Source organism: Pseudomonas sp. ICMP 10191 (assembly GCF_001467335.1).
Taxonomy (GTDB): domain Bacteria; phylum Pseudomonadota; class Gammaproteobacteria; order Pseudomonadales; family Pseudomonadaceae; genus Aquipseudomonas; species Aquipseudomonas cerasi.
On record NZ_LKGW01000013.1, the window covers coordinates 175,490 to 195,749 of the forward strand.

The following is a 20,260-nucleotide window of genomic DNA, read 5'->3' on the forward strand; positions in this document are numbered from 1 at the left end:
CTTTATTCATCAGTGGCTTAGGCAAGTTCTTGAGAGGAGTGAGGCAACCTTGAGACGCGACGGGTGGCCCTTGTCTGAATCAAGGGGCGTCTGCCGGGTATGTGCGATGGCGGCAAGGTTATCACGCTCGACCGGGTGGTGCAGTGACCGCGTGGCTTCCCGCGTATTGGTGACCGGGCGTTTCCAGACAGCCATGCATCCCGATTTGGCGTATAGACTTTCATCGCTGCCACCCGATAACCGGACGGTAACTTATAAAAAAGGACTTTTATATGAAGAACAAACGAGCAAGGGACTCTGTCAGCGGGCGCTTCATTCCTTTGGAAGAAGCCAGAAAAAGGCCGAGAGAAACCACGGTGGAAACGGTCAAAAAGCCCGGGCGCAGGAAAAATGACCAGTAAAGCAGCATGCTCAGCCCCGTTGCGCGGCAGGTGCGCTGCCTCAGGATTCACCTTTACAGGCTTTTTAGCATGAACGATTACACCGAGGATGAGATAACCGGGCTTGCCGATACGCTTGGCAGGCTTCTGGGTGCAATGGGCGCGCAAGTGACCACTGCCGAATCCTGTACGGGGGGCGGAATAGCCGAAGCGATCACGCGCATTGCCGGCAGCTCGGCGTGGTTCGAAGCGGGCTACGTGACCTATTCGAATGCCCAGAAGACCCGCCAGTTAGGGGTGCCCGAGGTGTTGTTCGCACAGGTCGGGGCGGTCAGTCAGCCGGTTGTCGAGGCCATGGTGCGAGGCGCACAGCGTGAAAGCGGTGCACGATTCGCCGTCGCGGTCAGCGGTGTCGCGGGGCCTGGCGGCGGTTCGCCGGACAAACCGGTCGGTACTGTGTGGCTGTGCTGGGGCAAGGATGATGCGCTGATCGCCCGGCGTTGCCACTTCGATGGCGACCGTGATCAGGTCCGTCGACAGACGGTCGAAGCCGCGCTGCACGGGCTGATACAGCTTGCACGCGGAGAAATGCCAAAACAGGGGTAGGCGCGCGCTCACTGCTGTGGAATAATACTGTCTACTTATACAGGTGTTGTGGCCATCAAGGCCCTAATTGAATTTGATTACGTGAGGACTTCAATGGACGACAACAAGAAGAAAGCCTTGGCTGCGGCCTTGGGTCAGATCGAGCGTCAGTTCGGTAAAGGCGCCGTGATGCGCATGGGCGATCATGATCGCCAGGCGATCCCTGCCATCTCCACCGGTTCGCTGGGTCTGGATATCGCACTCGGTATTGGCGGTCTGCCGAAAGGCCGGATCGTGGAAATCTACGGTCCTGAGTCTTCCGGTAAAACCACACTGACGCTGTCGGTCATCGCTCAGGCCCAGAAAATGGGTGCTACCTGTGCCTTTGTCGACGCCGAGCACGCACTGGATCCGGAATACGCCGGCAAGCTGGGCGTCAACGTCGACGACCTGCTGGTTTCGCAGCCGGACACCGGTGAGCAGGCGCTGGAAATCACCGACATGCTGGTGCGCTCCAATGCCATCGACGTGATCGTGGTCGACTCCGTTGCTGCGCTGGTACCCAAGGCAGAGATCGAAGGCGAAATGGGTGATATGCACGTGGGTCTGCAGGCGCGTCTGATGTCGCAGGCGCTGCGCAAGATCACCGGTAACATCAAGAACGCCAATTGCCTGGTGATCTTCATCAACCAGATCCGCATGAAGATCGGCGTGATGTTCGGCAGCCCGGAAACCACCACCGGTGGTAACGCGCTGAAGTTCTACGCTTCGGTACGTCTGGACATCCGCCGTACAGGCGCGGTCAAGGAAGGCGATGAAGTTGTCGGCAGCGAAACCCGCGTCAAGGTCGTGAAGAACAAGGTAGCTCCGCCGTTCCGTCAGGCCGAGTTCCAGATTCTTTACGGCAAGGGTATCTACCTGAACGGTGAAATCGTCGATCTGGCCGTTCTGCATGGTTTTGTCGAGAAGTCCGGCGCCTGGTACAGCTACCAGGGCAGCAAGATTGGTCAGGGCAAGGCCAACTCGGCCAAGTTCCTGGCAGATAACCCGGAAATCTGCAAGGCGCTCGAGAAGCAGATCCGCGACAAGTTGCTGACCCCTGGGGTCGATACCAAGGCTGTCGGCTCACGTGAAGCAGTGGCTGCCGATGACATGTCTGAAGCAGATGTCGATATCTGATAGCCATGCCTGCCGTACTCGATACACCCGTCGCCGTCCGGCGCACTGCAATGGACCTGCTCGCACGTCGCGAGCACGGTCGAGTCGAGCTGACGCGTAAACTGCGTCAGNCCCGAGCTTATCGATGCAGCCCTTGATCGTCTGGTCGAGGAAGGTCTGCTCTCTGAATCCCGTTACCTCGAAAGCTTCGTTTCTTACCGGGCACGTTCGGGCTACGGTCCTGTTCGTATTCGCGAAGAGCTGGGTCAGCGAGGCTTGCAACGTGCCGACATTGAGCAGGCGCTCAGGGAGTGCGGCGTTGATTGGCAGGAGAAGCTTCACGAGCTCTGGCAGCGCAAGTTTGCCGGTGCCCTGCCTGTCGATGCGCGCGAGCGGGCCAGGCAGGGGCGTTTTCTGAGTTATCGCGGCTATCCGCTGGAAATGATCGGCCGCTTGTTAAGCGGCCGTGGCGGGGGTGACTGATCTATCAGGGCGCTTACTGTGGCGCCCGATTCCGAGCTGCGTCCCTTGTCACTGAAGCGTCTTCCCAGTTTTCCTGTTGATTGATGTAATCCACCAGTTCCCGAAGCCTGCCCTGATTGCGTCCTGTGAAGGTGAACGCCAGTCGTGTCAGGTGACTGAATTGCGCTTCATCGTGCTCTTCGCCCTGATAACTGTGCTGATGAAAGTTTTCATTGATGCACAGGTCAGCGAACGCTTCCTGCATGTGCTCCAGGGCCTGTTCGTTCAGCGCATGATGCATACGGATCACGAACTTGTTTTTCAGCCAGCGGCTGGAATGGAAGTTGGCATAAAACCGGTTGATCTCTTCCACCGCTTCATCGGCGCTGTAGACCAGCCTCATCAGTTTCATGTCGGCTGGCAGAATGTAGTGATTGTCCTGCAACTGATGCTTGATGAAGTCCAGTGCACCTTGCCAGAAACTTCCGCCAGGCGTATCCAGCAATACAACAGGCACCAACGGGCTTTTGCCGGTTTGTATCAATGTCAGCACTTCCAGGGCTTCATCCAGAGTTCCGAAGCCGCCGGGGCATAGCACCAGCGCGTCGGCTTCCTTGACGAAGAACAGCTTGCGTGTGAAGAAGAAGTGGAAGGGCAGCAGGTTTTCGCTGCCCTCCACTGTCGGATTGGCGTGCTGTTCGAAGGGCAGGGTAATGTTGAACCCAAGGCTGTGTTTCAAGCCTGCGCCGGCATGGGCTGCCGCCATGATGCCGCCGCCCGCGCCGGTGATGACCATCATGTCGGAGCGGGCCAGCTTTTCACCCAGCTCTCTGGCCTGTGCGTACAGCGGATGTTCCGCCGGTGTGCGAGCGGAGCCGAATACAGTGACTTTGCGGCGGCCCTTGAAACGCTCGAGCACCCGAAAGGCCTTGTCCAGTTCGCGCAGGGTTTGCAGCGTTATCTTGACGTCCCAGCGGTTGCGGTCATCCTGGGCCATGCGCAACACCGTGAGCATCATGTCGCGGTACAGCGGCAGGTTTTTCGTGCCCGGAGCCACCTCATTGATGTGCTCTTCAATCTGGCTGGTCAGGTCGAGACCGTCGCGTTGGAAGTGTCGGGATAGAAGATCGTCAGGTACATACGGCATTCGGGATTTTTCCTCCTGCTGGATCAATGGCCCGATGGGGCGTGTTGAATCGATGATGTCCCGGTTTGCAGCGAAAGGCTACCCATTCCCTGTTCATTGCCAGGGTGGATTAGTTGCAGGATGTCTTGAGAGTTGCTCGACTGACGCGCCTGAGGGACAGGCGCGCGGGGGAGGTTACATGTCGGATATGGCTTATTGCTTGGGTTTTACAGTGCAGTCGGAAGCCTGAAAGGTTTGCGTCGCAACCGGGCGGTTGGTCTTGTACTCAGTGAACTGATACTTGAGGACGGCACCCTTGGTCATCAACTGGCGGAAACCATTGTTGTGGCAAACGCTGTTGCCTAACTGGTTGCGCATCACGTCCGGATTGGCGCGCATCTGCTGAGCCTGGCCTTCACGAACGCTCAAGTGGTTGATCAACTGGTTGCCGGTGACGGTGTAGCCCTGATCGAGGATGTCTTCGTTGATCGCTCTCGGCGTGCCGACACTGCTTTCCTTAGCGACTTTTTCCAGCATCTTGCTGAGTTCGAACTCCTGTTTCGACGCCGCCTGGGCGCACAGTGGAGCAACGAGCAAAAGCGTAAGGGTGGGTACGATAAGGCGCAGCATTAAACTCTCCTGGTTAAGTAACTGGCCGTTGGACCAGCGACTTCAAAGTGCGTTCCGGGCAGCCCACCGATAGCGCGGGGTGCGATGGCGCAGCAGTATAGAGCAGGAGCCTTCATCGGGCCTAGGCTCTGTACGAAAACAGGCCTGCGGACCGAAAGCGCGTTGAAGTGCCGGGGCTCTGATAAACTGCGCGGACTTTAATCCTGCCGAGTCTTTGTGGTGTCGATGTCTTTCCCCCGCAGGCGTGTCCTGTAATGAGCCATGCCGTTTCCCGCCTGCGCGATGAGCGTCTGGCCCGCAGTACCAGGCCTTTCATTGCCCGAGGCTCGCGCGCGCCGCGCTGCCCGGATTGCCGGGTGATTTTCAGCTATTGCCTGTGCGAATGGCGACCCAGCGTCGCTGCCGAGTCAGGCATCTGCCTGCTGATGTATGACACCGAGCCCTTGAAACCGACCAACACCGGCTGGCTGATCGCCGACGTCATCAAGGACACTCATGCCTTTCTCTGGTCGCGGATAGAGGTCGATGAGCAATTGCTCGCCTTGCTGGATGACCCGCAGTGGCAGCCTTACATCGTTTTTCCCGGTGAGTTTGTTGCCGAGGACCGCGTGGTGAATACGGTTTCGCGCCTGGATGGCAAGCGCCCGCTGTTCATTCTGCTGGATGCCACCTGGACCGAAGCACGCAAGATGTTTCGCAAGAGCCCTTATCTGGAGCGTTTTCCAGTATTGAGTCTGGAGCCCGAGCAGATCTCGCGCTACCGTTTGCGTCGATCAAGGCGCGACGATCACTTCTGCACGGCGGAAGTGGCCGCCCTGTGTCTGGAGCTGGCCGGTGATGCCAGCGCCAGCGGAGTGCTGGATGCTTATCTGGACGTGTTCAGCGCTCATTATCTGGGCGCCAAGTATCAGAATCCGATTGATTCCGACGACGTGGCGCATACCCATTTGAAAGCGTTCATTTGAAGGCTGTTCATAACAAGGGGCTGCCGAAGTCCACTGGTTTGGCTAATTGCCATCTATGTTCTCGGGTATCGACGCTTCGCGCTTGACCGTCATGGCCATGCTGGGCATGCTTGGCGCCGCCTGGAAGCCGATTCATCTGGTCTGGCATTGCGCCGGCGCCCGTTTTGGGTTGCGCACTGCGCGTTCGCCAGCCTCGCTGGGTGGCCGATTCGTCGGTCCCTCACTATAAAAACAGGATCATTACATGACCTACGACATCCTGATCGCCGATGATCATCCCCTGTTTCGCAGTGCGCTGCATCAGGCGCTGAGCATCGGTCTGGGGCCTGACGCACGGCTGGTCGAGGCAGAAAGCATTGCCCAGCTTGAGTCGCGCCTGGCGGAGAAGGCTGATTGGGATCTGGTTCTGCTGGACCTGAACATGCCAGGGGCCTATGGCTTCTCCGGGCTGGTCCTGTTGCGTGGCCAGTATCCGCAGATACCGGTGGTGATGGTCTCGGCGCAGGAAGAAGCCTCCATCGTGGTGCGCTCCAGAGAGTTTGGTGCCAGTGGCTTCATTCCCAAATCCAGCTCGCTGGAAGTCATTCAGCAGGCGGTACGCACGGTGCTTGATGGTGACGTCTGGTGGCCGCCGCAGGTCAATGAAGTGATCAGTGTTTCAGACGAGGCAAAGGCCGCCAGCGCAGGCCTTGCCAGCCTGACGCCGCAGCAGTTTCGAGTGTTGACGATGGTTTGTGAAGGCTTGCTGAACAAGCAGATTGCTTCCGAACTCAGCGTGTCCGAAGCCACCATCAAGGCACATGTCACGGCGATTTTCCGCAAGCTTGGCGTACGCACGCGCACCCAGGCAGCATTGTTGTTACAGCAGCTTGAGTCCATTTCGTCCAGCTGACGGCTTTCAGGTTCCAGTATTCACGCTTTTTTGACCTTTATTGCCTTAGCTTTCCTCATCTTTTTACACAGCAGCCTCTCTATGTCGCCCTTCAAAGGCCAAACCGGTCTGAAACGTATTCTTAATGCCGCAGGTTATTCACTGGACGGTTTATGCGCTGCCTTCAAAGGTGAAGCGGCTTTCCGTCAGTTGGTACTGCTCAACGTGGTCCTGGTCCCGCTGTCGTTTTTTCTGCACGTCAGCAAGGGTGAGCATGCCCTGCTGGTTGCCGTGTGCCTGCTGGCGCTGATCGTCGAGCTGCTCAACTCGGCCGTAGAGGCGGCCATTGACCGCATCTCGCTGGACCTGCACCCGCTGTCCAAGAACGCCAAGGACATGGGCAGCGCTGCCCAGTTCATCGCTCTGAGCATGATCGGTCTGGTGTGGGCGATCATTCTGCTGGGCTGATGCCTTTCGATACAGACGCGTCAATACAGGCTTGGCAGCACGATTTCGTCGCTGCGCTGAACTCCGGCGGTGAATGCGCGGCACAGCTCAAGAAACTCGCGCATGGCTGAGGTCTGGTATTTCTGTTTGTGCCAGATGAAATAGAACTGCCTGGCCAGGTCCAGCTCGGGCGTGGCCAGCTCCACCAGATTGCCGCGACGAAAGGCATCGCGCAGCGCCAGTCTGGAGATGCAGCCAATGCCCAGCCCGGATTCGACTGCACGTTTGATCGCTTCGGTGTGCTCAAGCTCCAGCCGGACATTCAGCCCGTTACGGTGATGACGCATCGCCTGATCGAACGTCAAGCGCGTGCCCGAGCCTTGTTCCCGAAGGATCCAGGCTTCGTGGGTCAACTCTTCCAGCGTTACCTGAGCGCGTTTGGCCAGCGGATGCTGCGGGGCACAGAACACCACAAGTTCGTCTTCGACCCAGGATTGCACTTCGATGTCCGGGTGGCTGCAATCGCCTTCGATGAGGCCCAGATCGATCTCGTAGTGAGCGACCTGTTGCACGATATGCGCTGTGTTCTGGACATGCAGCTTGACCTGGCTTTCCGGGTGGCGCTGCATGTAGCCGCCGATCAGCAGGGTTGCGAGGTAATTGCCGATCGTCAGCGTGGCTCCGACCGCCAGTGAGCCGAAGCCTGATTTGCCATTGAGCAGGTCTTCGATTTCCTTGGCCTGATCGAGCAGCGCGACGGCTTGCGGCAGCAATTGCCTGCCGGTGGCGTTGAGGCTGAGGCGCTTGCCGGCGCGGTCAAATAGCTGGCAGCTCGACTGGCGCTCCAGCTCGGTGATGGAGGTGCTGGCAGCCGACTGCGAAAGCGAAAGCAGTACCGCGGCTTTGGAGACGCTTTCCTGCCGGGCGACGGCCACAAATACCTGGAGCTGACGGAGAGTAAATCGCATATCTATATAACCGATAACCTATATCTTGATAATTCATTTAACAGATATTGTGTCTGCCACTAGAATGTCGCGCAATAGCGCAGTGCTTCTGCGCGCACTATTTTTTCAGGAGTCCTCACGTACATGAGCAACATGAACCACGAGCGTGTCCTCAGCGTCCACCACTGGAACGACACCCTCTTCAGTTTCAAGTGCACCCGCGACCCTGGTTTGCGTTTCGAGAACGGTCAGTTCGTGATGATCGGTCTGCAGCAGCCAAACGGTCGTCCGCTCATGCGTGCTTATTCGATTGCCAGCCCGAACTGGGAAGAGCATCTGGAATTCTTCAGCATCAAGGTGCCGGACGGCCCGCTGACCTCCCAGTTGCAGCACCTCAAGGAAGGTGACGAAATCATCATCAGCAAGAAGCCTACGGGCACGCTGGTGCTGGACGACCTCAAGCCGGGCAAGCATCTTTACCTGCTGAGCACTGGCACCGGCCTTGCGCCGTTCATGAGTGTCATCCAGGATCCCGAAACCTACGAGCGTTTCGAGAAGGTCATCCTCTGCCACGGCGTGCGTTACGTGAATGAAGTCGCCTATCGCGAATTCATCACCGAGCATTTGCCGCAGAATGAATTCTTCGGTGAAGCGCTGCGTGACAAGCTGATCTACTACCCGACGGTCACCCGCGAGCCCTTCGAGAACGAAGGTCGTCTGACCGACCTGATGCGCAGCGGCAAGCTGTTCAGCGACATCGGCCTGCCGCCGATCAACCCGCAGGACGACCGTGCCATGTTGTGCGGCAGCCCAAGCATGCTCGACGAGACCAGTGAAGTGCTCAACAGCTTCGGCCTGACCGTATCGCCGCGTATGCGCGAGCCGGGCGACTATCTGATCGAGCGTGCTTTCGTCGAGAAGTAAACCGGCTGCACAAGACCCGCCTCGTCCTTGACTGGATCAGGCGGGTTTTTGTCGCGCGGGATTTGTCGCCTCGATCAGTTTAGGCAAGCAGCAGCTTCAGGCGAGCAGCACTTCCAGTACGCAAATCACACCCGCTTGCGGGTAGTGCCAACGCACGTCCAGATCCCAGAACTGAGCACCATAGCGACGTTCCGGCGTGGGCAGCTGATAGGCCGGGCGCGGGTCCTGGGCCAGACACTGCTCGATCAGTTCGACCAGCGGCTCATTCAGGCGCAGCGCGTGTTCGCGAGCCTGTTGCAGCGCGGCGTCTTGCCAGTGCACCGGTATCAGGGCTGGCGCAGCACTGGCGATGTAGTTGGTCGCACCGCCAATTGCATCGGCGTAGGGTACGTAGGGCTTGATGTCCAGCACCGGCGTGCCATCCAGCAGGTCGATGCCGGACAGCCAGAGTCGCCCAGGCTCGACCTTGTCCAGCTTGACCACCGACTGGCCGATGCCATTGGGACGATGGGTTGCGCGGGTAGCGAACACGCCCATCGACTGGTTGCCACCCAGGCGCGGCGGGCGCACCTTCAGGCGTGGCTTGTCTTCCAGCGCCAGGTGGAACAGAAACAGCAGCCAGACGTGACTGACCTGTTCCAGCCCCTGAACCGCTTCACCCTGATCAAACGGTGCCACCAACTCCAGCACCCCGCGGGCCGCCGGGGCCAGTTGTGGCTGGCGAGGGATGGCGAATTTCTCCTTGAAGCAGGAGCGCACGAAGCCGACAGGGGAGACCTTGTAGCTCATCGTGGCAGGTTCAGCCGCGCACGCGCAGGGTCAGGCCCTTGAGGAAATTGCGCAGCAGTTGATCGCCACAGGCGCGGTAGTTGGTGTGTCCGACCTTGCGGAACAGGGCGCTCAGTTCTGGTTTGGAAACCGGGAAGTCGACCGATTTGAGGATGGCGTGCATGTCATCTTCTTTCAGTTCGAACGCCACGCGCAGTTTTTTCAGGACGATATTGTTGGTGATCGGCAAATCGATCGGCTGTGGCGGACGGCTTTCGTCCTTGCCACGCTTGAAGTAGACCAGGCCATCAAGGAAGTGCGCCATGATTTCATCGCTGCAATCCAGGTAGCCTTCTTCTTCCTCTTTTTTCATGAACGCGATGACATCGCTTTTCGACACTTCAAAACCGGTCAGTGCGGTGATCTCGACAATCTTGCTGTCGCTGATATCGAGCATGTAGCGCACGCTGCGCAGTACGTCGTTGTTCATCATGAGGCGTGGTTCCTGATAAGTCGTAGGGCAGCGCATGACGGTGGTCATGCGCGCTGTAATAAGGTGGGTGGCGCGAGGGTCAGAACTTTTCCTTGGCCGTCATGTAGCGCCACTGGCCCTCGGGCAGTTTGCCCATGGACACGCCGCCAATACGGATACGGCGGATGGCGACGATCTTCAGGCCGACGGCCTCGCACAGCAGGGCGATGATGCCGGGCTGCGGATTTTTCATCGCAAAGCGCAGGCGGTTCTCGTTCTGCCAGCTGGCTTTCACGGCCGGCAGCTCCTTGCCTTTGTAAGTCAGGCCGTGGTTCAGCCGGTTGAGGCCATGAGCAACCATCTCGCCCGAGATCTCCACCACGTATTCCTGCTCGATCTTGCTGCGGTCATCGGTGAGCTTGCGCAGGATCTTCCAGTCCTGGCTGAACACCATCAAGCCGCTGGCGTTGGCCTGCAGGCTTGAAATCGCCTCAAGGCGCATGAAGTGGCCCTTGAGCGGACGCTTGCTGTAGCTGTGCTCTACGGAAAGCGTGCCCGGAGTGATCATCTGCAAAGCCTCTTCGGCGCTTGCCGAGGCGGGTTTGTGCAGGATGATCGTCACCGGCTCCGGGGCGTCGGCCTTGGCGTCCGGGCTGAGTTCGATTTTCTGGGTGCTGACCTTGAAGTGCGGTTCTTCGATGACCTCGCCGTCCACCGTGACCCAGCCGCCCTCGATAAACAGCTCGGCCTCCCGGCGGGAGCAACCGACCAGCTCGATTAGGCGTTTGGAAAGGCGAATGGGGTCTGTCATGACAAAAAAGCCGTTTGCTAAAATAAAGTCGCCATTGTAACCGTCTGGCGACGGTTAATCGCGGCAACATTGCATCTGCGTTGCAATCGATGTCATTGACGATCGATCAGGCGCATTCTGAGCATGGGGTAAGGCTGGCCCAGGCCATCGACTTCAGAGCGGCTGACAACCTCGAAACCATACCTGCGGTAAAACCCCAACGCCTGCGTATTCTGCTCGTTGACGTCCAGTTCACGGATATTGAACTGCTCGATTGCATGAGCCAGCAACTGCGTGCCCAGCGTCTGGCCGCGATGGTCCGGCTCGATGAACAGAATATCCAGACTGGTCTTGCGCGTGCCCGCAAAGCCGGTGATGTTGAGCTGTTCATCCCGGGTACAGAACAGGGTCACACTGCCCAGATACTGCGGCAGCAGCCCCTTGAGCCGGGTGATGTAGGCGTCTGGCAGAAAGTCATGGGTCGCGCGCACCGAGCGTTCCCATACCTCGGTCAATTCCGGGTAATCGTGGGTATCCGGTGTATACAGCGGCATCTCGCGTCCTCCTTTCAGCTGGTCCTGGATAGACAACAGCCGGAGACAAAAAAGCCCTGCCGGTTAAAGGGCAGGGCTTTCGTTTGCAACCAGGGCGAGCGCTTAGAGCATCTCGGCCCACAGGTCGTATTCGTCGGCATCGGTCACCCGGCACATGATCTTGTCGCCGGGCTGAACGGTACTGCCGTCTTCCAGGCCGATGAACACGTTGCCGTCGATTTCCGGGGCGTCGAAGAAGCAGCGGCCCACGGCACCACGATCGTCGACTTCGTCGATCAGCACTTCGATTTCCTTGCCAATCTTCATCTGCAGGCGCGCAGCGCTGATTGCCTGCTGATGAGCCATGAAACGATCCCAGCGATCCTGCTTGACGTCGTCCGGCACGATGGCCGCGTCCAGCAGATTGGCGGGCGCGCCTTCAACCGGCGAGTACTGGAAGCAGCCAACCCGGTCCAGCTGCGCTTCGGTCAGCCAGTCCAGCAGGTACTGGAAGTCTTCTTCGGTTTCGCCCGGAAAGCCGACGATGAAGGTCGAACGGATGATCAGGTCAGGACACTGCTCACGCCAGTTCTTGATGCGCGCCAGCGTCTTGTCTTCGAAGGCCGGACGCTTCATCAGCTTGAGGATTTTCGGGCTGGCGTGCTGGAACGGGATGTCCAGGTACGGCAGGATCTTGCCAGCGGCCATCAACGGGATCAGTTCGTCGACGTGCGGGTACGGGTAGACATAGTGCAAGCGCACCCAGACGCCCATCGAGCCCAGCGCCTGGCACAGCTCGGTCATGCGGGTCTTGACCGGCTGACCGTCCCAGAAACCGGTACGGTATTTGACGTCAACGCCATAGGCGCTGGTGTCCTGGGAAATGACCAGCAGTTCCTTCACGCCGGATTTTACCAGGCGCTTGGCCTCGTCCAGCACATCGCCCACCGGGCGGCTGACCAGCTTGCCGCGCATCGACGGGATGATGCAGAAGCTGCAACTGTGGTTGCAGCCTTCGGAAATTTTCAGATACGCGTAGTGACGCGGGGTCAGTTTGACACCTTGTGGCGGCACCAGATCGATCAGCGGATTGTGGTCCTGACGGGGCGGCACTACGTCGTGCACGGCGTTGACCACCTGTTCATATTGCTGCGGGCCGGTCACCGACAGCACGCTGGGGTGTACGTCGCGGATGACATTGGCGTCGACGCCCATGCAGCCGGTAACGATGACCTTGCCGTTTTCCTTGATGGCTTCGCCGATCACTTCCAGCGACTCGGCCTTGGCCGTATCGATGAAGCCACAGGTGTTGACCACCACCACGTCGGCGTCCTCGTAGGTCGCAACGACTTCGTAACCTTCCATGCGCAGCTGGGTCAGGATGCGTTCAGAGTCAACGAGTGCCTTTGGGCAACCCAGTGAAACGAATCCAACCTTGGGGGCGGACGGCGTGGTGACGGTGGACATGGCAAACCTCGGCGTGAAGGGCACCCGGACGCGAAGCGCAGGCGCTGACTGGGCGCTTGCTGCGCCTCTGATCAAAAAGTGCGCAATTCTAGCGGTGAGTGGACAGGATGACCAGCGTTTGCATGAGAATTACGACGTACGCGAGACGCAGACGGGGTCAGCGCCCACCCATTCGGTCGCATCATGATCGACAGTAGCTTCGGTACACGCAGTGTATTGAGGGACATGGCCGAGGTTGCAGCGTGCGACTGAGACATTCTGAATGCAGTCCAGGCCCGCATGAACGGGCCTGGACTGACTTTCACATGTTCTCAGCGCCGCGGTTCATGCATCGGGCAGCCGTTGTGCTGACTGCGAAAGCCCGCTGAGTGTTCATAGGCCGGCTTGCGTACGCGCATGACGCCGCCCAATGGACGATGTGCCTCAAGGCCGTGCCAGGGGCTGAATGCCATGGCTTCGTCAATTTCCTGGACGTTTTGCTCGGACCACGACGACTGGCGGGGCACATCGATGCGAGCGACGGTGACGTAGGGGCTGAGGTCTTCCGGCCAGATCGCCGAGGCGTCCTCGATCGGCATTTTTTCCAGGTCCGTGGCCAGCTGAACGCGGACTTCCCAGCTGGCGTCGTGTTCAAGAAAAAACGCTTTGACCGCTTCGCGCAGACCGTCCGGATTGTCTTTGAGGTCCAGTGCCTTGTCGGTCAGCGCAATCAGCTCGGCGGAGACGGGCACGACGCTGAGCTTGGCATAGTAGGGGCCATACAGAAAAGGCACGACGGTGTAGAACGTCTCGCCGAGGATGTGGGTCATCGGGTGCCCGCCGAGACTTCTCAGTGTGCCACTTTCGCCCCCTGCAGACTCGATCACCGACTCTATGCCGCGCAGGACGGCAGACAACGCACGTTTCATGCCCGGAGCCTTGTCGGTCGTTTTGGCCAGCAACTTCAAGGTCTTCAGGAAGGCCTTGGGGTCCTTGGCGGTAAAGGCCTTGGCGTTTTGCATGACGAAATCCTGAGTGGTTGCCTCTGCACTGCCAGGCAAGCGCGCGCCTTCGACGCCAACCAGTTTGATGGCCAGGCCTCTGGGCGTGGATACCTTGTCGTCGAGAATGTCGCCCGGGTTGGTCGAGAAGCGCATGACGACCGGGAAGTTGCCGGGCCTGGCAAAGGCACCCTGGGCCAACGGCTCGGGCAGGTCGCCGTAGACCTGAATCTGACCGTGAAGCAAGCCGTGAGCCTTGGCGTGCACACTGCGAATGGCGTGCCCTGTGTCTTGATACGTGGTCTCGAGGATGGAATGCATGGCTTCGACCAGCTCTTTGCTGGTCTGCGCTTCATCGTCCGGAACGACTTCAAATGAGGGCTGGAAGGGTAACGGCTGGACAGTCAGGTTTTGTGTGGTCATCAGAGCATCTCGGTGGGAGGGGATCAGGGTGCCCTGGCGTCGATGCGGTTCTTGAAGACCCCTGATGCGGCAGGCTTAAGTAATGACCGGTCAATATTTTTGTCGTTCCATGAGAAATGTTGCTTCGAAAAACTGCTTCAAGGGGCCGTGATCAAGGCGTGGTGGCAGGCCGGATCGATATAACCATCTGCGTTTCACCAAGAATTACGACGAGTGCTGCGTTATGCTTCGCGCCATCGCGCCGAGGCATGTCAATGTCTGGCTGAATCTGAATTGTTACGCCTTGTGATGTTCTCAGTGTTGAACCTCATGTCTGGTTTCCGGGAGTAGTGGATGAGTCAAGCAAACAGTCATGCGGAGGCCGGAGGCGCTGCCAAGCCCATCGGACTGCTGATCGCCGCAGTCGGGGTGGTTTACGGTGACATCGGCACCAGTCCGCTGTACACCCTCAAGGAGGTGTTTCAGGGGGGGTACGGCGTGGAAGTGACCCATGATGCGATTCTCGGGGTACTGTCGCTGATCTTCTGGTCGCTGATCTGGGTGGTTTCCTTCAAATACATGGCGTTCGTCCTGCGTGCTGATAACCAGGGCGAGGGCGGCATCATGGCGCTGATGGCCCTGGCGCGGCGTGCGTCTGCCAAGCATCCCCGCCTGCAAATGATGATGGTGGTGTTCGGACTGTTCGGCGCCGCATTGTTCTACGGTGACAGCATGATCACCCCGGCAGTTTCGGTGTTGTCGGCAATGGAAGGGCTTGAACTGGCGTTCGATGGCCTCGATCACTGGATCGTGCCCATGGCGCTGGTGGTGCTGGTGGGCCTGTTTCTGATTCAGCGTCATGGCACCGCGCGCATCGGCGTGCTGTTCGGCCCGGTGATGGTGACCTGGTTTCTGGTGCTCGGTGCGCTGGGTGTCTATGGCATCATGCAGTCGCCGGAAGTGCTGAAAGCGGTCAATCCGGCATGGGGTGTGAATTTCTTCATCATCCATCCGGGCATTGGTGTGGCCATTCTGGGTGCTGTAGTGCTCGCCCTGACGGGGGCCGAGGCGCTGTATGCCGACATGGGTCACTTTGGCCGCAAGCCGATTTCACGTGCCTGGTTTATCCTCGTGCTGCCTGCGTTGCTGCTCAACTATTTCGGTCAGGGTGCGCTGGTGCTGGGCAATCCTGAAACGGTTCGTAACCCGTTCTACCTGCTGGCGCCGGGCTGGGCGCTGCTGCCGCTGATCGGCCTGTCGACGATGGCGACCATCATTGCCTCGCAAGCGGTGATCTCCGGCGCGTTCTCGATGACGCTGCAGGCGATCCAGCTGGGCTACATTCCACGCATGCACATCCAGCACACCTCCAGCGACGCGCAAGGCCAGATCTACATTGGTGCCGTCAACTGGGCGCTGATGGCGGGCGTGATTCTGCTGGTGATCGGCTTCGAATCGTCTGGCGCGCTGGCGTCTGCCTACGGCGTGGCGGTGACCGGGACCATGCTCTGCACTACCATTCTGGTGTCGACCGTCATGCTGATGCTCTGGAAATGGCCGCCATTGCTGGCCGTTCCATTGCTGATCTGCCTGCTGCTGGTGGATGGTCTGTTCTTCGCGGCCAACGTGCCGAAGATCTTCCAGGGCGGGGCCTTCCCGGTGCTGGCGGGTGCGGTGCTGTTTATTCTCATGACCACCTGGAAGCGCGGCAAGCAATTGCTCGCGGAGCGAATCGACGAGGGCGGCCTGCCATTGCCGATCTTCATCGGCAGTATTCGCGTCCAGCCCCCGCATCGGGTGCAGGGCACGGCAGTGTTCCTGACGGCGCGTTCGGATGCCGTGCCCCATGCGCTGTTGCACAATATGCTGCACAACCAGGTGTTGCACGAGCAAGTGGTGCTGTTGACGGTGGTGTATGAAGATTCGCCGCGTGTACCGTCCGCTCAGCGCTTCGAAGTGGAATCCTATGGCGAAGGCTTCTATCGGGTGATCCTGCACTTCGGCTTTATCGATGAGCCCGATGTACCGGCTGCACTGGCCCTGTGTCACTTGCCGGAGCTGGACTTCAGTCCGATGCGCACCACGTACTTCCTCAGCCGCGAGACGGTGATCCCGTCCAAGATGGATGGCATGGCGCGCTGGCGTGAAGCGCTGTTCGCCTTCATGCTCAAGAACGCCAACGGCAACCTGCGCTTCTTCAAGCTGCCGTTCAACCGGGTGATCGAGCTGGGTACGCAAGTGGAGATGTAAACGTTGGCCGGGTTGTCCGGCAGCGCAGATAAAAAAATCCCGGCAACCTCACGGTGCCGGGATTTTTTTGGGTCGCAGACTGCAGCGTTACTGAGCGGTAGTCTTGCCCTGACGCTTGTTGATCGCGTCGATCAGACGTTTGGCCAGTGCCGGGTAGTCTTCATCGAAGTGATGACCGCCTGGTAACTGAACCGCTTCGCCAACGGCGGTGGTGTCGGTGCAACCGCTGTCTTTCTTCTCTTCTACGCCGTAAACGCAGAACACCTTGGCGGCTGGCAGCTTGGCCATTTCCTGTCCGGTGGTGGCTTCCTTGCCTGCGTTACCGAGCCAGCCGTCAACGTGAATCTCGAAGCTGCCAGTGCGCGCGAAGGCCAGCAGAATGATTGCGTCAACCCGGTTCTGATCGTCTGCGGCCAGGCGATTGTAGATGGCTGGCATAACGTCCGCACCGAACGAGTAGCCAGCCAGAATGAAGCGCTTGGTGCCCCATTTCTGACGGTAGTGGTTCATCAGGTCGGTGAGGTCGACGGCGGTCTGTTCCGGCGTCTTGTGTTCCCAGTAGTAGCGCAGCACATCGATGCCGACCACCGGGTAGCCCATCTTGGCCATGTCGCCAGCCACGACCTTGTCCAAGTCGCGCCATCCGCCGTCACCGGACATGAACAGCGTCACCGTGTCAGAAGGCTGGCTGGCCGGGACTTCGACCGTTGGTATGCCCAGTCCGCCGCTGTCATTCTCGCCGAGCAGCAGATGACGAAGTTCGGTATTGAGCACCTGAGGCAGCGGAATGTCGTAGTCGCTGATGCTGGTGTCGGCGTTGGTCTGGTCGCGCACGAACGCTGCGCTCGGATCATCCGGCGCGTCATTCCAGGCGGCCAGCCAGTGCCCGTGCTCAGCCTTTTGTGGCAGTGGCACGTCACAGATCTGTGGTGGCTTTTCGTCCTCTTCCACAACAGGCGGCGGGTTCGAGGCATGTTCAAGCGCAAAACCTACGGAAATGGCCTGCGCCTTGTCATCAGTCTGTCCGGCCAGCCAGCGCCAGGCCAGCGTTGCACCAGGGCCTATGCCACCGACGACCTTTGCCGGGCCGTCGAGCTTCGCCAGAGCGTCCTGGAAGGTCTTCTGCTGCAGGACGCAGTCGTCCTTGGGCAACACCACCTGAATGATGCGTGCTGACGCATCCTTGCTGATCGCCAGCAATTGTTTGTCGGTCAACATGTCTTCAGCGGTAACGGCCAGTGCGATACGGGTCTTGATGCTGGTGGCCGGTGTTACGCTGGTCAGCGGCGCGCCACCGTCAAGGTTCGAGTGTTCCAGTGATGCGGGCGGGGCGGGGCGGGTCCAGACCCAGACTCCCAGCGCTACGATTAAAAGAACAATTACCAGAGCTGCGAGCAAAAGGCGCCAGGAGCGTCGAATCATCAGCGTTTCACCAATCCAGTCAGGCCGCCCGCAATCAGGGCGGCGGTGTCAGCCAGTGCCACGAGCGGATCAAGTCCGGCAGGCACGGCCATATAACGAGGTTCCCAGTCAGGCTGGAACTTGTCCTTGAAGCGACGCAGCCCCTGGAAGTTGTACAGCTGTTCGCCACGGCGGAAGATCATCGAACCCAGACGCTGGGTGATGGGTGCACCGCGTCGTGGCTGCAGACCCGACAAAGGCACCATGCCCAGGCTGAAGCGCGCATAGCCCTGGGCTTTGTAATGCAGAATCAGGCCGACCATCATGAACTCCATGGTCAGCTTGGGCGCATCCGGGTGAGAGCGCATCAGGTCAAGGCTGGCCAGTTCCGGGCTGGTGGTTTCCAGCAGGTTGGAGAACGCGACCGGCTTGCCCTGAAAGTGCACGATGGCAATGCGGAAGTACTTTAGGTACTCGGTGCTGAAGCGGCCCAGGGAGAAGCCTTTTTCACGGACATTCTTGCCCGTCAGCCAGGCGTCGGAAATCACTTTCAGCTCGTCGATCGGCGCCTGGCCCGGTTCGTAGATTTCCAGCGAAAGACCATCGCGGCCACCCCGGTTCCAGGTGTAACGCAGGTCCTTCATCTCCTTGCCCTTGGCGTCGATGTCGAAGCGCCGCAGGTCGACGCGCGCTTCTTCACCCAGCTTGATGGCGGTGAGACCGATGTCCATGTAGAACGGCAGGTTTTCTGCACGTACCTGGTAGAACACCGGACGTGCATGGTGCACGTCGCACAGATCGCGGAATTGCCAGATCAGCTCGGCACGCTGCTGTGTAGGGCCGATCGGATCGTAAAGCGCCACCAGACTGCGGCCGCGATGCGAGTACATCAGGAATGCATTGCCGGCCGGATGAAACAGGATCGCCTTGTCGCCGGTCAGCACCAGGCCGCCATCCGGCTGTTTGGATGCCTTGAGGATCTCGGCTGCCTTGTCCAGATCTGCCGCGTCGGGCAGTTTGATGACCGGTCTGGCAGTACGCAGCAACCAGGTCAGCGAAACCACCACCAGCAGTACTGCGCTGCCCAGCGCCGAACGCAGACCGCGCGGGGCGTCTGCATCGAGGGTGAACTGCCACCACAACTGGTGACTGTAAGGCACGTCCTGATAGGCGAACAGCAGCAGCCAGATCGAGGCACCGACCACACAAATGCTGGCAATCAGGTAGACCGGCGAGAACGGCAGCTCCAGCAGGCGGCTTGGACGGTAGAACGAACGGCGGAAGGTCAGCAGCAGGCAGGCGGTCAGCAGCAGCATGCTGGCTTCTTCCCAGTCGAAGCCTTTGAGTATCGACAGCACTGCACCGACCAGCAGCAAAATAGAAGTCAGCATCCATGCGGCCGACAGTCGCCGACGCAGGCCCTGGGCAAGCAGCAGGCACAGTACGCCGACAAGACTGGCCCCGAAGTGCGATGCATCGATCAGTCGATGCGGGATCATGAAGCCGACGTTTTCCAGACGGGTATCGATTTCAGGGGTGGCACCAGAGAAGAGCAGCACCACCCCCGACAAGAAAACCAGTAGTGCCAGAATCGGTGCCGCCAGCCCTGAGGCGACGCGCATGGCTTGCCGGGTCGGCAGCAGACGTTGGGCTTCGGTAAACAGCAGGGTAAGACAGGCCAGCAGCAGCGGAAGGATCACGTAGATCAGGCGGTACAGCAGCAGCGCAGCGGCGAGCGGGGCGGCACCCAGTTCGTTGGCAAAGGCTGCGAGCAGAATCGCTTCGAACACACCGACGCCGCCAGGCACATGGCTGAGTACGCCAGCAGCGAGGGCCAGCAGATAGATAAGGATGAATGCACCCAGCGGCGGCGCGTGCGGCAGCAGGAGGTACAGGACCATCGCTGCGGCGGCGACATCCAGCGCGGTGATCACCAGCTGGATCAGCGTCAGCTTCAAATCCGGCAGGCGCAAGGTACGACGACCGAGACGAACCAGAATATTGTGCGGGATGTCCTGTTCCGGCAGGCGGCGACGGTAGACAAACACCGCCAGCAGCAAGCTGCCGATCAAAACTGCTGTGGCGACGACAGCCAGCACGTCGACGGGAAGCTTGAGTGCCAGTGACGCGCCTGACAGGTTGCTCAACGTGGCCAGTGCAGCCAGCGGCGGCAGCGCACAACCCAGTGACAGGCTGGCGAACACGGTCATGCGGGCAATTTCGATTGCGCCTACGCCGTGGCGTGAATAAAGCCTGTAGCGCACCGAGCCACCGGACAGCATCGACAGGCCGACCGCATTGCCGATGGCAAATGAGGTGAAGCCGCCGAGAAGCAGCGTCTTGATGGGCAGGTCGACATTGGCATAGCGACTGGCCGACAGTTCATAGCCCATCAGGATGATATAGCCGACGATTGCCGCGAGCAGCGCACCGCCCAAGGCGGGCAGGGGGACTGCGAACAGCGAGTCGTGCAGCGCATACCAGTCCATTTCGACCAGCATGTGGCGGCAGGCTATAAGGGCCAGGCTGAACAACAGCAGCATCACTGCCAGCCCGATGGGCTGTCGGTATTTGCTCAGCAGCTCCCGCCAGTTATGGCGCGGTGGGCTGATGGGTTGCTCTGCATCAATGGTTTCATTGGAATCGGACATGTTGTCGCGCATCAATCACTCCTTGGATCGTGCGCGACAGGATGGAGGTAT

General features: G+C 59.4%; 18 protein-coding genes and 2 pseudogenes. 9 read left to right on the forward strand and 11 right to left on the reverse strand.

Going from position 1 to position 20,260, the window contains the following annotated elements; all coding sequences use genetic code 11:
• The first annotated feature begins 470 nt into the window (after positions 1–470).
• The 3 genes and pseudogenes from AO388_RS03060 to recX all read left to right on the forward strand — a co-directional run bounded on the left by AO388_RS03060 (position 471) and on the right by recX (position 2,606).
• A complete protein-coding gene (locus AO388_RS03060; RefSeq protein WP_003433344.1) occupies positions 471–986 on the forward strand; it encodes a CinA family protein in 516 nt (171 codons plus the stop codon).
• Positions 987–1,079: 93 nt separating this feature from the next.
• The gene (recA, locus tag AO388_RS03065; RefSeq protein ID WP_002554688.1) at positions 1,080–2,144 is read left to right on the forward strand and encodes a recombinase RecA; all 1,065 of its coding nucleotides are present in this window, start codon (positions 1,080–1,082) and stop codon (positions 2,142–2,144) included.
• A gap of 5 nt (positions 2,145–2,149) precedes the next feature.
• Positions 2,150–2,606: pseudogene (gene recX, locus AO388_RS03070) on the forward strand (recombination regulator RecX).
• Positions 2,607–2,619: 13 nt separating this feature from the next.
• Here recX and AO388_RS03075 read toward each other — a convergent pair.
• Both AO388_RS03075 and AO388_RS03080 read right to left on the reverse strand, forming a co-directional pair.
• On the reverse strand, positions 2,620–3,732 hold the full coding sequence (locus AO388_RS03075; RefSeq protein ID WP_003364783.1) for a TIGR00730 family Rossman fold protein: 1,113 nt from the start codon (positions 3,730–3,732) through the stop codon (positions 2,620–2,622).
• Between the two features lie 192 nt (positions 3,733–3,924).
• Positions 3,925–4,341 (reverse strand): quorum-sensing-regulated virulence factor family protein, encoded by a 417-nt coding sequence (locus AO388_RS03080; protein ID WP_003364781.1) that lies wholly within the window; start codon positions 4,339–4,341, stop codon positions 3,925–3,927.
• 254 nt (positions 4,342–4,595) lie between these two features.
• Here AO388_RS03080 and AO388_RS03085 point away from each other — a divergent pair, with 254 nt between their 5' ends.
• From AO388_RS03085 to AO388_RS03095, 4 genes are all read left to right on the forward strand, one after another.
• Positions 4,596–5,306, forward strand: a complete 711-nt coding sequence (locus tag AO388_RS03085) for a tRNA-uridine aminocarboxypropyltransferase (RefSeq protein ID WP_058398120.1) — start codon at positions 4,596–4,598, stop codon at positions 5,304–5,306.
• Positions 5,307–5,352: 46 nt separating this feature from the next.
• The gene (locus AO388_RS29300) at positions 5,353–5,535 is read left to right on the forward strand and encodes a hypothetical protein (protein WP_072365702.1); all 183 of its coding nucleotides are present in this window, start codon (positions 5,353–5,355) and stop codon (positions 5,533–5,535) included.
• Between the two features lie 15 nt (positions 5,536–5,550).
• Positions 5,551–6,198, forward strand: coding sequence for a response regulator transcription factor ErdR (gene erdR, locus AO388_RS03090; RefSeq protein ID WP_003433336.1), 648 nt, complete (start codon positions 5,551–5,553; stop codon positions 6,196–6,198).
• An 81-nt stretch (positions 6,199–6,279) separates the two neighbouring features.
• Positions 6,280–6,645: a diacylglycerol kinase gene (locus AO388_RS03095; RefSeq protein WP_003364775.1), complete on the forward strand. Its 366-nt coding sequence runs from the start codon at positions 6,280–6,282 to the stop codon at positions 6,643–6,645.
• A gap of 20 nt (positions 6,646–6,665) precedes the next feature.
• Here AO388_RS03095 and AO388_RS03100 read toward each other — a convergent pair whose 3' ends face one another.
• Positions 6,666–7,592, reverse strand: a complete 927-nt coding sequence (locus tag AO388_RS03100; RefSeq protein ID WP_003339525.1) for a LysR family transcriptional regulator — start codon at positions 7,590–7,592, stop codon at positions 6,666–6,668.
• A 123-nt stretch (positions 7,593–7,715) separates the two neighbouring features.
• On the opposite strand from AO388_RS03100, the gene fpr reads away from it, so the two are divergent.
• Positions 7,716–8,495 (forward strand): ferredoxin-NADP reductase, encoded by a 780-nt coding sequence (gene fpr, locus AO388_RS03105; RefSeq protein WP_002554680.1) that lies wholly within the window; start codon positions 7,716–7,718, stop codon positions 8,493–8,495.
• Between the two features lie 96 nt (positions 8,496–8,591).
• Here the strand turns inward: fpr and tsaA are convergent, their stop codons facing one another.
• The 6 genes from tsaA to AO388_RS03140 all read right to left on the reverse strand — a co-directional run bounded on the left by tsaA (position 8,592) and on the right by AO388_RS03140 (position 13,928).
• Complete coding sequence (gene tsaA, locus AO388_RS03110) at positions 8,592–9,284, reverse strand: tRNA (N6-threonylcarbamoyladenosine(37)-N6)-methyltransferase TrmO (RefSeq protein WP_058416027.1); 693 nt, start codon at positions 9,282–9,284, stop codon at positions 8,592–8,594.
• A 10-nt stretch (positions 9,285–9,294) separates the two neighbouring features.
• Positions 9,295–9,756 (reverse strand): DUF1456 family protein, encoded by a 462-nt coding sequence (locus AO388_RS03115; RefSeq protein ID WP_003433332.1) that lies wholly within the window; start codon positions 9,754–9,756, stop codon positions 9,295–9,297.
• Between the two features lie 79 nt (positions 9,757–9,835).
• On the reverse strand, positions 9,836–10,546 hold the full coding sequence (locus AO388_RS03120; RefSeq protein ID WP_003364769.1) for an rRNA pseudouridine synthase: 711 nt from the start codon (positions 10,544–10,546) through the stop codon (positions 9,836–9,838).
• 92 nt (positions 10,547–10,638) lie between these two features.
• Positions 10,639–11,079, reverse strand: a complete 441-nt coding sequence (locus AO388_RS03125) for a GNAT family N-acetyltransferase (protein WP_058416028.1) — start codon at positions 11,077–11,079, stop codon at positions 10,639–10,641.
• Positions 11,080–11,181: 102 nt separating this feature from the next.
• A complete protein-coding gene (gene rimO / locus AO388_RS03130; RefSeq protein WP_003433328.1) occupies positions 11,182–12,525 on the reverse strand; it encodes a 30S ribosomal protein S12 methylthiotransferase RimO in 1,344 nt (447 codons plus the stop codon).
• 311 nt (positions 12,526–12,836) lie between these two features.
• A complete protein-coding gene (locus AO388_RS03140; protein WP_003364761.1) occupies positions 12,837–13,928 on the reverse strand; it encodes a catalase family protein in 1,092 nt (363 codons plus the stop codon).
• A 333-nt stretch (positions 13,929–14,261) separates the two neighbouring features.
• Here AO388_RS03140 and AO388_RS03145 point away from each other — a divergent pair, with 333 nt between their 5' ends.
• On the forward strand, positions 14,262–16,157 hold the full coding sequence (locus AO388_RS03145; RefSeq protein ID WP_003433327.1) for a potassium transporter Kup: 1,896 nt from the start codon (positions 14,262–14,264) through the stop codon (positions 16,155–16,157).
• An 87-nt stretch (positions 16,158–16,244) separates the two neighbouring features.
• Here AO388_RS03145 and AO388_RS03150 read toward each other — a convergent pair whose 3' ends face one another.
• Both AO388_RS03150 and mprF read right to left on the reverse strand, forming a co-directional pair.
• Complete coding sequence (locus AO388_RS03150; RefSeq protein ID WP_058398117.1) at positions 16,245–17,579, reverse strand: virulence factor family protein; 1,335 nt, start codon at positions 17,577–17,579, stop codon at positions 16,245–16,247.
• Positions 17,579–20,196, reverse strand: a pseudogene (gene mprF / locus AO388_RS03155) (bifunctional lysylphosphatidylglycerol flippase/synthetase MprF). The gene AO388_RS03150 and the pseudogene mprF overlap by 1 nt, the downstream one beginning before the upstream one ends.
• Positions 20,197–20,260: the final 64 nt, after the last annotated feature.

Excerpts from the sequence above, each read along its gene's own strand:
- AO388_RS03060 (WP_003433344.1), top strand. The coding sequence starts at position 471 with ATGAACGATTACACCGAGGATGAGATAACCGGGCTTGCCGATACGCTT.
- recA (WP_002554688.1), top strand. The coding sequence starts at position 1,080 with ATGGACGACAACAAGAAGAAAGCCTTGGCTGCGGCCTTGGGTCAGATC.
- AO388_RS03075 (WP_003364783.1), bottom strand. The coding sequence starts at position 3,732 with ATGCCGTATGTACCTGACGATCTTCTATCCCGACACTTCCAACGCGAC.
- AO388_RS03080 (WP_003364781.1), bottom strand. The coding sequence starts at position 4,341 with ATGCTGCGCCTTATCGTACCCACCCTTACGCTTTTGCTCGTTGCTCCA.
- AO388_RS03085 (WP_058398120.1), top strand. The coding sequence starts at position 4,596 with ATGAGCCATGCCGTTTCCCGCCTGCGCGATGAGCGTCTGGCCCGCAGT.
- erdR (WP_003433336.1), top strand. The coding sequence starts at position 5,551 with ATGACCTACGACATCCTGATCGCCGATGATCATCCCCTGTTTCGCAGT.
- AO388_RS03095 (WP_003364775.1), top strand. The coding sequence starts at position 6,280 with ATGTCGCCCTTCAAAGGCCAAACCGGTCTGAAACGTATTCTTAATGCC.
- AO388_RS03100 (WP_003339525.1), bottom strand. The coding sequence starts at position 7,592 with ATGCGATTTACTCTCCGTCAGCTCCAGGTATTTGTGGCCGTCGCCCGG.
- fpr (WP_002554680.1), top strand. The coding sequence starts at position 7,716 with ATGAGCAACATGAACCACGAGCGTGTCCTCAGCGTCCACCACTGGAAC.
- tsaA (WP_058416027.1), bottom strand. The coding sequence starts at position 9,284 with ATGAGCTACAAGGTCTCCCCTGTCGGCTTCGTGCGCTCCTGCTTCAAG.
- AO388_RS03115 (WP_003433332.1), bottom strand. The coding sequence starts at position 9,756 with ATGATGAACAACGACGTACTGCGCAGCGTGCGCTACATGCTCGATATC.
- AO388_RS03120 (WP_003364769.1), bottom strand. The coding sequence starts at position 10,546 with ATGACAGACCCCATTCGCCTTTCCAAACGCCTAATCGAGCTGGTCGGT.
- AO388_RS03125 (WP_058416028.1), bottom strand. The coding sequence starts at position 11,079 with ATGCCGCTGTATACACCGGATACCCACGATTACCCGGAATTGACCGAG.
- rimO (WP_003433328.1), bottom strand. The coding sequence starts at position 12,525 with ATGTCCACCGTCACCACGCCGTCCGCCCCCAAGGTTGGATTCGTTTCA.
- AO388_RS03140 (WP_003364761.1), bottom strand. The coding sequence starts at position 13,928 with ATGACCACACAAAACCTGACTGTCCAGCCGTTACCCTTCCAGCCCTCA.
- AO388_RS03145 (WP_003433327.1), top strand. The coding sequence starts at position 14,262 with ATGAGTCAAGCAAACAGTCATGCGGAGGCCGGAGGCGCTGCCAAGCCC.
- AO388_RS03150 (WP_058398117.1), bottom strand. The coding sequence starts at position 17,579 with ATGATTCGACGCTCCTGGCGCCTTTTGCTCGCAGCTCTGGTAATTGTT.